This is a genomic window from Paenibacillus sp. FSL R7-0313 (assembly GCF_037969885.1).
Classification (GTDB): domain Bacteria; phylum Bacillota; class Bacilli; order Paenibacillales; family Paenibacillaceae; genus Paenibacillus.
Genome location: NZ_CP150219.1, coordinates 3,560,948 through 3,574,726 on the forward strand (window position 1 = coordinate 3,560,948; position 13,779 = coordinate 3,574,726).

Consider the following 13,779-nt stretch of genomic DNA (forward strand, 5'->3'; position numbering starts at 1 on the left):
TTAATACATTTTATTTATAATCATAACAAAACAGATCATGGTGACTCATGAGAATATCGACCCGACTTCAGGTAATAGCATATTGACAAGTTTTGATCTGATATAGTAGCAAGGGCCTATTCCAAATAAGCGGGTTCAATCAGTTTGGTGAATTTCGGATCATTAGAATATAAATTAAAGTAAGGGTGAGCAAAATGAAGTTGCTAAAGACCTCCTTAGTTATACTGGTAGTAGTGGTCATTGCTTCTTTTTCATGGTATGGCTCTTATAAGAGTGACATGAAGAAGCTGGAGGATGATTTGAGAACATATTTAACCGCCGAGAAAGGAATAGATGAAAACACGATTATAAGCATCACCGCTCGGCGAAGCAAAATGCCGATGTATCCTGTTGTCGTCAAATTCAAGGACAATCCGCAGGAATATATCTACAACTATACAGATGAATGGATTCAGCTGACGCCTAATCCGAATGAATAAAGCAATCATACTTACTAAGACAAAAGAAGATATTATGCTTCACCATTGGATTCGCCTGTCCAATCCTGAACAATGGATAACAACAAAAAAAACGGAGATTAAGGATGGATTAGCACGATGAGAATTATCATATCACCAGCTAAAAAGATGAAGATCGACACCGATCTTATGGCTATCGCGCAGATGCCGCAATTTATAAATTACTTGTATTCAAACACGAAAATACCTCAGCAGATCAAAGATTGGCTAACTAAAAAAGGGATTGGATTCAAGGGATTTTTAGATTAAAGATAAGGGGGATTTTGCATGTCTGTTTCAATATCCATTGAAATAAGTTTATCAAAGCAAATCTCAAGAATGTCTATTCTTCGCCAACTGGAAGATTTCGGTTGGTCTTATAACGATCAAGGAAAAGTAACTTATCTACCGATTGGAGATGATAATGACTTTAATTGGCAGAATAAATCAATTCCTCTAGAGGAGTTACTAAAGATTTTAGTCATAAAGGATAATCAAAAAGAATTAATTGGAGTGGCAATGACTTGGAAAGATACTGATGTAGGGGGAACATTTTTAATTGAAGAGAATGGTACCATACTTATGAGTCCTGATATCAATCGAAAAGTTCTTGATGTAGAAAGTTATAACAAAATAACTGACGTAAATTGGTATGTAACTAAACTAATACCTGTATTTGGTCAATTATTTGAGTCTATTTCTTATAATGAACATGTATAATTTCCTATGCTTAAACCTTGGGGCAATGTCCTTAAGGTTTTTTCTTTTTGGCCGATAGAATAGAAGTTTCTAAAAGGATCACTGATTGTACTTATATTAGTTGTCATAACTTCTGTCACATGGTACGGCTCATATAAAAAGGATATGAAGGATCTTGAAGATGGTTTAAGAACGTATTTAATCGTTGAAAAGGGTGTGGATGAACATGATATCATTAGCATCACTGCTCGTCGAAGTAAAATGCCACAGTATCCTGTAGTCGTCAAATTGAAGGATAACCCACAGGAATATGTCTACACCTACAGAGAAACGAAATGGGTACAATTATGGCCTGATCCATAATTACCAGATGAATTATTGATTACTTTCTTGAATATGAATAACCGGGTACTGGACGCCCATTCACCCACCTTTCTCTTCTCTACTTTACCTAATAGTACTTCAAGCTCTAAACATCCTTGAAACCTAATACGAATTTACAAAGTATATATAAAAGAGGATATAATTAGTTACCATTTATAAATTTGTACTCGGTTACATCCATAGAGGGGAGGACGAATATGCCATTTATTGGGGGAATCATTTTAATTTTTATCCTAGCATTTATTCTATGGTCATTAATGTTCCCGCTATTCAATAAAATAGGTAGTAGAATTTTGAAGAAATACAATAAATTCAAACAAGAGGAGAATGGTGATGAAAAATTCAAAGACGTTTAGGGTAGGGGCAATTGCGGTTGCATTAGTTATTATTGTGGGAGTGCTACTGGTGACCTTCTTTTTAACACGAATTCCTAATGGATATGTTGGGGTCGTTTATTCACCCAATGGAGGGGTAAAAGATAGTACACTGAGTCAAGGGTGGAAACTCGTTGGAGCGTTTGATAAAGTGACGAAATATCCGATCCGAATTCAAACGGTGGAATACAGAGATATTCAGATTGCTACTTCTGACGGGAAAAACATCACAATCGATTTTGCTTACAACTACCAGGTAGAACCAAGTAAAGTATCTTCTATTTTCAACACATTTGGGCCAATTAGCATTCAAGAAATTGAGGATACATATCTCAAAACACGTTTCCGTGACGCAGCTCGTAAAGGTATTTCCAAGTTTACAGTGATTGATGTATATGGGGAAAAGTCATCTGAAGCTGGAGTGGATGTCCAACAACGTTTTTCTGATGACGTTAAAGAGTTAGGCTTCATTGTATCCAACGTTACTGTAGGTGTTCCTCAACCTGACGCTAAGACTCAGGAAGCAATAGATAAGCGTGTTGAAGCTTCTCAAGAACTGGAACGTAAAACGACTGAACTTGAGATCGCCAAGAAAGAAGCAGAGCGCAAGCGCGTGGAAGCACAAGGTAATGCAGACAAACTATTGATCGAAGCAGAAGGTCAAGCTAAAGCCAACAAAGAGCTTCAACAATCCTTATCGAGTCAACTCGTTGAATATGAAACCATCAAGAAATGGGATGGAGCCCTTCCATATGTAAGTGGGTCAAATACGCCAATGATTCAATTGCCGACTACCAAAACAGAGCAAAATAGCGGCACGGGGAGCGTATCTCCCTAATAGCGGTTTGAAATGCATCCCTTGCTTTCTCACCAATTTAATGTGTTGAATTCTAATGAACAAGCCGGTCCAATCGTGGGCTGACTTGTTCATTTTAAGTCTTTTCAAAGGTACCATGAGGGGTTTAGTTAAGCCTTGGCATTGGATTCGCCTGTCCAATCCTGTACAATGGATAACGACAAAAACAACGGTAGATTAAGGATGGATCAGCACGATGAGAATTATCATATCACCAGCTAAAAAGATGAAGATTGATACCGATCTTATGGCTATCGCACAGATGCCGCAGTTTATAAACGAGTCAGAACAGCTGTTGAGTCTGCTTCAAAAGTTATCCTATGACGAACTCAAAGCGATGTGGAAGTGTAACGATGCAATCGCCGAACAGAACGTGGAGCGGATTCAGAATATGAATATTAAAGCAAATCTGACACCAGCCATATATTCCTACGAGGGCATTCAGTATCAATATATGGCTCCGGGTGTTTTTCAAAATGAGGAACTGGCGTATCTTCAGCAGCATTTACGTATATTATCCGGTTTTTATGGCATGTTGCGGCCTTTGGATGGGGTTACCCCTTATCGGTTGGAGATGCAGGGCAAGCTGCAAGGTCCAGGCTTCAAATCGCTCTATCAATTCTGGGGCAGCAAACTCGCAGATCAGCTTCAATCAGAAAGCAACTACATCCTAAATCTGGCTTCCAAAGAGTATAGCAAAAATATTTTGCCGTTTCTGAGTGAGGAAACCCGGTTCATTACTTGTGTATTCGGACAAACGGTCAATGGGAAGCTTGTTGAAAAGGCAACCTGGGCCAAGATGGCCAGAGGTGAAATGGTACGTTATATGGCAGAACACAAGATTACAGATGTGAAGGACGTAAGAAACTTTGATCGGTTGAACTTTGCCTTTTCAGAAGAGCGATCCGACGAGAGTACGTATGTATTCATACAAGCAGAGGGAAAGTAGTCTGCTTTGCGCTGATCATGTACCAGAATGATAACTATTTGATTCACTTAAAAGTCGCCAACTGGCGGCTTTTTTATTTTTCAGATATTAAATCTAAGTCCTAATCCAAATAGGAAAGACGATTAACTCAGTTGAAATAGCATTTGAACTACATCTAATCTATTATTCTATTTTGTATCAGGATAATTACAGGTTATATTTTAAATTGTTATCTGAGATATAAAAGGAAAAAAGTCCCTGAATTTAGGGACTAATTTACTATGTCCTAAAATAAGGAAAATGACGATAATGATTTATTAGGCTCCATTTATACATCTGTTGAGGGAGGAAATGGAGAAAAAACATAAAGGAGGAATATAAATTCCATGAGTTTAAGAAAAGGTTTTATTGTTTTTCTTATGGCTTTGTTGTTGATTGGAACCATCTATCCGACTAGCGGTTATGCGCTTTCAAATCAATTGGATGCCATAATAACAACTGAAAGTAGCACGGAGAAAGTTGATGTTCCTATGGAGGAATCAACTTTAACAGACAACGAATATCTGGAAGATGTTGATCCGGATTTCTATGAAGAACCGGAAGGTATAGACGAATTTATCGAAGAACCGGAAGATGAATCGACGGTTACTGATGATACATACGGGGAGAACTCTTTCTCTGCTCAAGCAATGGCCATGGCAGACGAAACTTTGACCATGAGTCCTGGAGATTCCTATACGTTCACGAATAACGGAAGTGCGACAAGATCGTTAAGTACGAATGCGGCGACCTCAAGAAGTAGTGCGTACGATTACGTTATTTATAGACCAGATGGCAGCATCATGGGCGAAAACATGGACTCTACTAGTAGTTTATCAGTAGGTTCAGGCTATACAGCTGTGATCACCTCGACGGGTCAGAATCCTTTTACGGTGACAATTCGTTCAGAATTTTCCTACAGTGTATCAGCTAACCCTGCCATGCTTAGGGTTATGTTATCCAAAGGAGAGAGCTATCGATACTTTAATGAAGGGACACAGTCAAGAGTTCTAAGTGCCGATACTTCCACAGCTCAGGACAGGAAGATAGATTACGCTTCATACAAAGAAGATGGTAGTCTTGTAGCTTCCAATTTCGAAACGACTGGGAAACCTTCACTTGCGGGAGGGAACGAAATCATTATTACTGGAGCGGGCTCACAGCCTGTTAGTGTTGGTTTTCCCTATGAAGTCTATACCGGTGAATGGAGCGATGAGCCAGCCTATACGCGTACAACGCTATATCAGGGAGATAGCTACCAGTTCACTAATATCAGTTCCAAATCCGATGCACTCCAAACGGATGGAACGACCAAAGATAAGCATGATTACGTTGTTTATCTTCCGGATGGAACGGAAAGTTCTACAGGGACGAATACGACCACTAAACCTACTGTAGCAGCAGGAAGAACCGCCGTTGTAACTTTGGTTACAGCAACGCCTGTAACATATGGTGTGCCCTATCGGACATTTGATGTCCAAAAAGCCGGTGGCGATGCAATTACTCGAATCACTGTATATCCTGGAGAATCTATGATTTTCAGTAATAATGGTTCGTTGGCCAATCCGATAAAAAACAATGCCAGCAGTACCAATGGAGCCCTTTTTGACTATGTTCTTTATACAGCAGAAAACGTCGTTCATTCGGATGGATTCAACAAAAATACTAATCCGATCATTCGTTCACAGGGGTACGCAGTCGTGACCGTAGTTGGGCAAGTCCCAATTGAGTTTAGTTATACGGATGATTTCTCTGTTGAAGAAAGCATGGAACCTGCGTACCATCGCGTAACACTAAAACAGGGAGAAAGCGTGACATTTTGGAATAACACTACTGATCGGGAATATCTCGACAGTGATGCGTCCACCACCCAAGGGCGGATCTTTGATTACGTCACCTATTATCCAGATGGTACAGAACGAAGTACAAGAAAAGCAACAGCGGTTGAACCAGTTGTTTACTATGGAAATAAAGCAGTAATTACAGGTGTATCTGCTCAACCTGTAACCATAGGTGCGATTTACACCATTTTTGATGTAGAGGATCGACCAAATGAAGCACTAACTAAGATTACGGTATCACCGGGGCAATCGGTAAAATTCCATAATGGAGGCTCACTCAGCAACCCAATACGGAGTAACGCCAAAAAATTAGGTGCACTGTTTGATATTGTGGTGTATAAGGCAGACGGCAGAGCACATAGTGACAAATTCAATAGCAATGTAAGTCTCGCTACCATTCCTTCTGGTGGTGAAGCCGTCGTTACCGTAGGGGGAAGTACACCTGTAACATTTGAATACACGGATGATTTCTCTGTAGTGGATAGCCAGGAACCAGCTTATCTGCGCGTAACGTTGAACAAAGGCGAGAGCTATGCCTTTACCAACATAAGCTCAGATGCGAAAAGGGTCCGAAATGATGCTTCCAGCAGTGAGGGGCGGGTGTATGATTACACGATTTACAACGTAGATGGGACAGTGTCAAGCAGTAGAACAGCAACAGCGATCGAGGCGTATGTCTTGGGTGGTAAAAAAGTTGTTGTTACCAACATCTCAGATCAACCCATAACGTATGGTGGGATTTACCGCGTTTTCCGTGGACAAGATGATCAAGTCCCTTCACCAGAAACAGAAATCACTGTCAATCAAGGACAGAGTGCAGTATTTACGAATCCGGATTCAAAACCCGCTCAAATTGAACGAATCGCAGGAGTAAATTCCGTTGTGGATTATACGGTCTACGACAAATCTAATAAAGCATTGTATTTCGTGGAAGGTATGAGTCATGCAACATGGGATATTCCGGCAGGTGCAACGCTTGTTGTTACCGTAGTATCTACGGAACCTGTAACGATTCAATATCAATCTCCCGTGATAGCCAGCTTAAGTCAGGAGCCTGCACTTATCAAGCGGAATTTGACGCCAAATAACACGCTCTTGTTCTCGAATACCTCATCGTATGAGGCTATACTCGTTGGTTCTCCTTCTGAAGGAGGAACCTATGATTACGTTATTCGAAATCAGAATCAAGTTGTTGTTAAGGAAGGTAAGAACGCTACAGGAGGACAATTTGTACCTGGAAAGTCTGAGATTCAGGTGCATAACGTGTCAGCCCAAACACTGAAATTTGTAGGTGCTTATCGGCACTTTACGGTCAAGGAAGTGGAAGTGGAGTTTCTGACTTTGTATGAAAACACAGAGACGGCGCTTCCGACAGTTCAGCAAGGGAATGTGTACTACCGTTTCAGTCCGTATAGCTCTGACAAGTATCGGATTGCCATAAAGGAAACAGGTGATTTTTCCATTGAACCTCGGATTGAATTGTATTCAGATAAGGAATTGAGTATTCCGGTAGCTGCTTCAATAGAGCAAGAGCAGGTATATGGTGAGCAATATACCGTTCTTGAATGGGAGCTTGAAGGTGGACAGAATTATTATCTCAAGCTAAGTGAAAAAGAAGGAAAACCGATTCAGGGAGCCATAAAAGCAGCATGGATGAACATTCGTAATGACAACAGCTATGAATACGGCTATGGCAATCAATTGCTTAAAGTCGTTCTATTTACGGGAGATCAAATTGTGTTTGAGTATGATCGCAACGGTAATTTAACGAAACGAACGAAAAAGATTTTCCCATTTAATTAATGATTGTCTAAATCTAGGTTGAGGTGATGGAGTGTTTAAGAAAATAACGATTACTTGGTTATGCGTCATATTGATTCTTAGTGGGTTCAGTTCTTTTGGATATGGAGGACAAGCAGCAGCGGCGGCAGAAGGTAGGGATTCCCTCCCTTCCGCTACCTACATTACTATCCATAGTTTAAAAGAGCAATTTGGCATCAAGGAAGATTGGGTTGAGAAAAAACTAGATCAAGGTTATTCGCTGTACCAGTTGTATAAAGCTTTACAGACAGATCGCACAGGCGGCGAGGCTGCTGAGAAATGGCTAGAAGCACAAGAAATAAGCGAACCGATTCAAATGGAGGGTTTACTCCCTTCCGGTTCATCACAGCAAAACAACTTTTCGATTAATGCTCTTGGAGAGGATACTCCAGGTACGGGAACAACCGTGGACGAAACTGGACTTAACCATGTCGATATCCGAGATGACGCATCGCTTTATATGACGTCTTATGGAGCGGAATCCATCTCTACTGCTACAGGGGAAATGATGATTCAGAGTACTGACCTTTCTCTACCTGGACTCATTCCGTTTGATCTGACACGCGTCTATGACAGCGCTAGAGCCACTGGGCAACTTGGCGTTGAATATGACGAAACGACACAAACGTACTCCAATATGGTTACGCCACGCAAGGAAGAACTCTCTGCTGGATTGGGGCAAGGCTGGCGTTGGGACATTCCTTTCATGGAAAAACGTGGCGATAATCAATATATTCAGATTCCAGGCGTGGGCTATTATCGCTTAAACGCGAATCTGGAACTGGAAGGTTACGTATGGAATGATTTAACCGTTAAGCGAGATGCGACCGTGACTGTTAATGGTGTATCTAGCACTTATCGTTTATCCATTCGAAACGGCTACGATTATCTATTTAATGAAGCCGGAGAACTGTTGCAAATTACAGATGGCTACCAAAATACCGTGAACTTTCACTATACGACATTGAACGGAAATCAAGCCATTGCACGAATTGAAAACAGTGAAGGTCAGGCGCTGACATTTGCTTATGACGACCTGAAGGTTACTGTACAGCTTGCTGGAACGGATCGGAAGGCAACGTACACGCAACGCGAGGACGAAGGCATTCGTATTTTGCGAGAATACACGGATGCCCTCGATCGGACAACGACGTATACGTACTATTATCCGGAATCCAAATTCAACTTTTTACCTGAGTTGCAGAGCAACCAAAATGCTCAAGGTGTGATGCATACAGCGTTGCTATCGCGCATTACAAGCCCTTCATCAGCTATAACGGATTATGCATATATTCCGGAGTTGAAACATATTGGCGAAGTTTCCTCCCATTTCGTATTCAAAGTAAGAGAGCGCAAAAGCCAGTTTAGTACAACGGAAGGCGAAGGCGTTCTGGACAAGATTAACTTTGAATATTCTGGAGAAGACCTGGAAGCATACGGTCAACCCGCATCATGGACAACAAAAGTGAAAGCAGAGAACACTGTAGATACTTGGACGTTCTCCAAAACGTTTAGCGCTGCAGCGCATCCAGATTTGATTCGCGCAGATAAGCACACGTTAACTGGAGATGACGTGACTTATTCCACGGAGTTGCAGTACGATAACCAGACGAAGCGAAACCTTCCGACTCAAATGACGGAGTGGGTAAGCGAGAATGGCCGTTCGGGCGAGAAGCTAACCACGACCATGACCTACGATGCCAATGGCATGGTGACGTCCGAAAAACAAAGTACAGGACAGGAATCTACCTATGCGTACGAAACTGGCAAAGCTCCGTATAACTGGATTAAGCCAGTGCGGTCTACCACGAAAATTAACAGCTCGTTAGAGCGATATACCGAGACGACATACAACAATCAAGGTGACGCATTACGTACTACCACCAAAAATGGATACGGTGGTCAGTTGCTCACTGAATCGGAAGTGAAGCTGGATGATAAAGGAAGAGTCATCAGCACTACGGATAAAGGCGGCTATTTAGCTAAAGACAGCGTAGCTACGTTGAGTTATCAGGCTAATGCAGGGCATTTGGTGAAATCCAAGTCCATGACCGTGAATGATGCTGCCGGTAAAGCAGAAGCCCTCGTGGAATCGTATGAATATACGAATGCTGGTGAACTGGAAAAGATAACCGATGCATCCGGGGAACAGGAATCGTATCAGTATGATAAGGAAGGGCGACTTCTGCAAATCGTGCATGCTGATGGTACGAAATCAACTACGGCGTACGATGATGTTAAGAACATCATTACAAATACATCACCAGATGGCATTGTCACGACCGAGCGGTATAATCCGCTAGGCCTTTTGGTAGAAGAGCAGACGGCTGAGGCTACGTACAAATACGCCTATGACCGCGAAGGTAATGTAACGGCTGTTGAGGATGCCGAAGGCAATGTTACGAGAGCTGTAGTCGACGCGTTTGGACAAACGATAGAGACAAAGTATCCAGACGGGACCATTGGAACAACCAATATTGATGCTGTGGGTCAAACAGTGACCTATAAGGATGCTGCTGACAATCAAACACGGGAGAAGAAGGATTTACTTGGTCGAGTGACGGCGGTGGAAGAATATCGGAATGGTGCTTATGTTCCGTTACAACAAACCGAGTATGATATCGATGGTAACGTAATTGCATCTATCGATGGTAACGGTCAACAAACGACCTATACGTATGATGCGCTTGGACAAATCACGACGGTAACCACACCGAAGCAAGAGACAAGCCGGTACTTCTATAGCTATCAGGGCCAAGTGACACAGATCGTATCACCGAATACGCAAACAGTCACAAAACAGTATGATGAATTGGGAAGACTCATTAAACAGACGCATCCGAGTCCAGCCGGGTATGCGACAACGTTATATTACGATAAGAAAAGTAATCTGATTAAAAAACAGGATCGACTTGGGAAAGTAACAGAGTATACGTATAACAGTGACAACATGCTCACAGGTATGAAAGCACCGGATACGAATGTATCCTATACGTACGACGAGATTGGCCGCAGAACATCGATGACCGATGATCATGGAAAGACCACGTACAGTTATCAAGCAGCAGATGGGATGTTGAACGGACTGGCGTTCCCGGATGGGACACGACTTGATTTTGAAAACAATACCCAGCAACGTCTAGGGTATACCTTAACGGATGCCAAAGGACAATCCTTGCGCATTCACGGCGAAGTAGATGCCATGAATCGGGTAACCTCCATGGATATTACCTCGGGTTCAGGAGGGGCCTCTGCACTCGCAGCATCGGGAACGACGCCTGTGGATCGGATGACATTCAGTTATGCGTCCAATAGCTTGCTGGAGAAATTGTCGTTTGGCAAGGGCCTCAGCACAAGCTACCAGTTCAGCGGCTATGACCTGTCGGGAATCACGATCTCTCAAGGGACATCTGCGGTGCAACAGTTCGCCTATGAATATGATGGTAATAAAAACATCACGTCCCGTACACAGAATGGGGAAACTGATCAATACACATACGATGAATTGAGCCGGATTCAGACCGAAACGGGTACGCAAAAAGAAACGTATACTTATGACCCGAATGGTAACCGGTACAGTACCGGAAGTGGTAAGGTATACGGCCTAAAGGATGCACAGTATACGTATGACAGCCAGAATCGTCTGATTAAAGCAACGGGGGAAGGCAAAACGGTAACCTACAGCTATAATGGAGATGGACTGTTGTATGAACGTACGGAAGGTGACCAAACGATTCGTTATTACTACGATGAAGAAGCCAAACTTATGGCTGAGGGCACTGTAACGTCTGGAAAAGCAGAGCTGACATATGCCTATATCTATGATCTGTATGGGCAATTATGGGCTCGCCAGGACAAGCAAACAGGTAAACTGGAATACTACCAGTTGAATGGTCATGGCGATGTCGTTGGCCTCGTGGACGATGCAGGCAAAGTGCTGAACAGTTACACTTATGATATCTGGGGTGGACCGTTAACAACAGAGGAAACCGTACCTAATATGCTTCGCTATGCCGGAGAATATTGGGATGATACGGTAGGACTGCAATATTTGCGAGCGCGTTGGTATGATCCAGGCATGGCACGTTTCATTGGTGAGGATACGTACGAAGGGGAACTAAATGATCCGCTCAGTTTGAATTTGTACTCCTATGTAAGTAATAATCCTCTAAAATATGTAGATCCGAGTGGGCATGCGCCAATCGTAGGTGATAGTCCATATAATACTGTTCCGCCAAATACTGCTAATGGATATACAGTATATGTAACAAAAAAACAGTTAACTCAACTGGGATTTCAAAATATAACAAATAACATGGTGAAAGACTTAAATGTTACGTTAGGGACTTTTGATATAACAACTAAAGAGAGGATTAGTCATTTCCTATCACAGGTTATGCAAGAATCCGAATTGGGAAGATGGACTACTGAACTGGGTGGCAAAAAATATTTTTCTAAATATGAGCCTGGAACCAAATTAGGTAAACAACTTGGTAATACTAAAAAGGGAGATGGTTATAAATTTAGAGGCGCAGGATATATACAAATGACAGGTAGATATAACTACCAACGTTTTGCGGACGCTATGGGGGACCAAAAAATAATGAAAATAGGTGCTGAATACGTTGCTGAAAATTATGCATGGCGAGCAGCAGGATTTTGGTGGGATGATAACAAGTTGAATAAACTAGTAGATTCAGGTGCTTCAGTTACCCAAGTGACTAAGCGAGTTAACGGTGGAACGAATCATCTTGCTAATAGAAAAAAATATTATACACTTGTTAAGAAAACTCTACGCTAGTGAGAGACTTATTACTTGAACTGGAGATGAAACGACATGAAACATTGGCTATTGGTTATAATATCAGTTTTACTATTAATCTCCTGTAATACGAAAGCTGAGGTGCACTCGGATCAAGCAAAAGGTAGTAATGAAATGAGTATAAAAAAAAGTTACAAAATTGAAAGTAGTAATTACTCTAAGAATAATATTAACATTATATATCCAAAGGTAGTTAATATTACAAATGATGACAAAATAAATGCGCTGATTAAAGAGGAAGCGACAAGAATAATTAATTCCTATTCACTGGAGAAAGATAGTCTTGATATAAATTATCAGATTATGCTTAAAAGTAACGATTTAATAAGTATTAAATACTTCGGGTCAGCATTTACTGAAGGAGCAGCCTATCCTTTAAATGTTTTTTACACATCGAATATTGATATTAATAAAGGATCGAGAGTAAAATTAATTGATTTAATTGAGGTTAATGAAGCATTCGTGGAAGAATTTAAACAAGGAGATTACAAAAGGTATAATGAGGATTTGAATTTGTTAGATAATGGAGTAATAACAGAAATCTTGAGTGGATATAATAGTATAGATTTAATAAGTTATTTTAAATACTCAGATGAAGTAGGACAAGTAAATGATTCAGGTACATTTAGTTATATCACTCAAGATGCCATTGGAGTAAGTATTTCAGTTCCGCATGCGCTAGGTGATCATTTAGAAATGGAAATTAGTTTTTCGAATTTAATAGATAACATTAATAAGGGAAATAAAGTTTTATTAGGGATCATGGCAGAAAAATAGAAAGTAAGAAATGAGTTTGTCTACTTGGGAGGAGGATGTTAGGGAAAAGTAAGCTTTCTTCTAAAGTCGATATTATGAACTTCCCTTTTTCCCAATAGATAACCTTAAATAGTAGACTTGAGAAACCTTAGGTCGGTACTCAACCGATCTGAGGTTTTTCTTATTGTGAAATGAGATTACCAGATATAATTGTGTTAGTATACACTATATATTACTTTAAAAGACATTAATTTTATGATTTTAAATTAATTTCAGTATATGAATAAGTTAGGAAATTTTAATGGTCAAAACGAATATCAAGGCTGAATTTATCATTACAGTAGATCGTTTCGAACCGAAGTTAATTACAGAACAGATTGGAATCAAACGATCAGTAACCTATATAAAAGAAGAGAAAATTGATGAGAGAGATTTGTATCGAAAAGAAACCTGTTGGTTCTTGGAGACGGACTATCAGGAATCTTTCGATATCAATCAGCAATTGAACCAGATCCTCATTCTTTTGTGGCCACATTTTGAAAAGTTGAAAACCTTGAGAATAAAGCATGATTAGAATTTTCCGTTTAGCTTCTCGATCAGGATTATTAATAATGAGACCCCTGCGATTACTATCGAGCAAAAGGCAATTGGTATAGCCTATGACTTGAACGCAGAATTTGATTTTGATTTGTAAATTTTATAACAATAGGTAAAAGTCTTCTTTTCAAATACATACGTATAAAAAAGGTGTCATATTATGTA

At 40.7% G+C, this 13,779-nt stretch carries 9 protein-coding genes; all 9 read left to right on the forward strand.

Annotated elements, in window-relative coordinates:
- The first annotated feature begins 194 nt into the window (after positions 1-194).
- Positions 195-479: a DUF3139 domain-containing protein gene (locus NSQ38_RS15615; RefSeq protein WP_339782812.1), complete on the forward strand. Its 285-nt coding sequence runs from the start codon at positions 195-197 to the stop codon at positions 477-479.
- Between the two features lie 306 nt (positions 480-785).
- Positions 786-1,217, forward strand: coding sequence for a hypothetical protein (locus NSQ38_RS15620; RefSeq protein WP_339782814.1), 432 nt, complete (start codon positions 786-788; stop codon positions 1,215-1,217).
- A gap of 93 nt (positions 1,218-1,310) precedes the next feature.
- Positions 1,311-1,559 carry a hypothetical protein gene (locus NSQ38_RS15625; protein WP_339790551.1) on the forward strand — a complete coding sequence of 83 codons (249 nt, stop codon included), beginning with the start codon at positions 1,311-1,313 and terminating at the stop codon, positions 1,557-1,559.
- 354 nt (positions 1,560-1,913) lie between these two features.
- Positions 1,914-2,792: an SPFH domain-containing protein gene (locus NSQ38_RS15630; protein WP_339782816.1), complete on the forward strand. Its 879-nt coding sequence runs from the start codon at positions 1,914-1,916 to the stop codon at positions 2,790-2,792.
- A 214-nt stretch (positions 2,793-3,006) separates the two neighbouring features.
- Positions 3,007-3,759, forward strand: a complete 753-nt coding sequence (yaaA, locus tag NSQ38_RS15635) for a peroxide stress protein YaaA (RefSeq protein WP_339782818.1) — start codon at positions 3,007-3,009, stop codon at positions 3,757-3,759.
- 365 nt (positions 3,760-4,124) lie between these two features.
- Positions 4,125-7,421 carry a hypothetical protein gene (locus NSQ38_RS15640; protein WP_339782820.1) on the forward strand — a complete coding sequence of 1,099 codons (3,297 nt, stop codon included), beginning with the start codon at positions 4,125-4,127 and terminating at the stop codon, positions 7,419-7,421.
- 31 nt (positions 7,422-7,452) lie between these two features.
- Positions 7,453-12,240 carry an RHS repeat-associated core domain-containing protein gene (locus NSQ38_RS15645; RefSeq protein WP_339782822.1) on the forward strand — a complete coding sequence of 1,596 codons (4,788 nt, stop codon included), beginning with the start codon at positions 7,453-7,455 and terminating at the stop codon, positions 12,238-12,240.
- 36 nt (positions 12,241-12,276) lie between these two features.
- Positions 12,277-13,038 (forward strand): hypothetical protein, encoded by a 762-nt coding sequence (locus NSQ38_RS15650; RefSeq protein WP_339782824.1) that lies wholly within the window; start codon positions 12,277-12,279, stop codon positions 13,036-13,038.
- A gap of 280 nt (positions 13,039-13,318) precedes the next feature.
- A complete protein-coding gene (locus NSQ38_RS15655) occupies positions 13,319-13,591 on the forward strand; it encodes a DUF4279 domain-containing protein (protein ID WP_339782827.1) in 273 nt (90 codons plus the stop codon).
- Positions 13,592-13,779: the final 188 nt, after the last annotated feature.

Coding starts and splice junctions, on each gene's coding strand:
- NSQ38_RS15655 (WP_339782827.1), top strand. CDS start 13,319: ATGGTCAAAACGAATATCAAGGCTGAATTTATCATTACAGTAGATCGT.
- NSQ38_RS15650 (WP_339782824.1), top strand. CDS start 12,277: ATGAAACATTGGCTATTGGTTATAATATCAGTTTTACTATTAATCTCC.
- NSQ38_RS15620 (WP_339782814.1), top strand. CDS start 786: ATGTCTGTTTCAATATCCATTGAAATAAGTTTATCAAAGCAAATCTCA.
- NSQ38_RS15615 (WP_339782812.1), top strand. CDS start 195: ATGAAGTTGCTAAAGACCTCCTTAGTTATACTGGTAGTAGTGGTCATT.
- yaaA (WP_339782818.1), top strand. CDS start 3,007: ATGAGAATTATCATATCACCAGCTAAAAAGATGAAGATTGATACCGAT.
- NSQ38_RS15630 (WP_339782816.1), top strand. CDS start 1,914: ATGAAAAATTCAAAGACGTTTAGGGTAGGGGCAATTGCGGTTGCATTA.
- NSQ38_RS15640 (WP_339782820.1), top strand. CDS start 4,125: ATGAGTTTAAGAAAAGGTTTTATTGTTTTTCTTATGGCTTTGTTGTTG.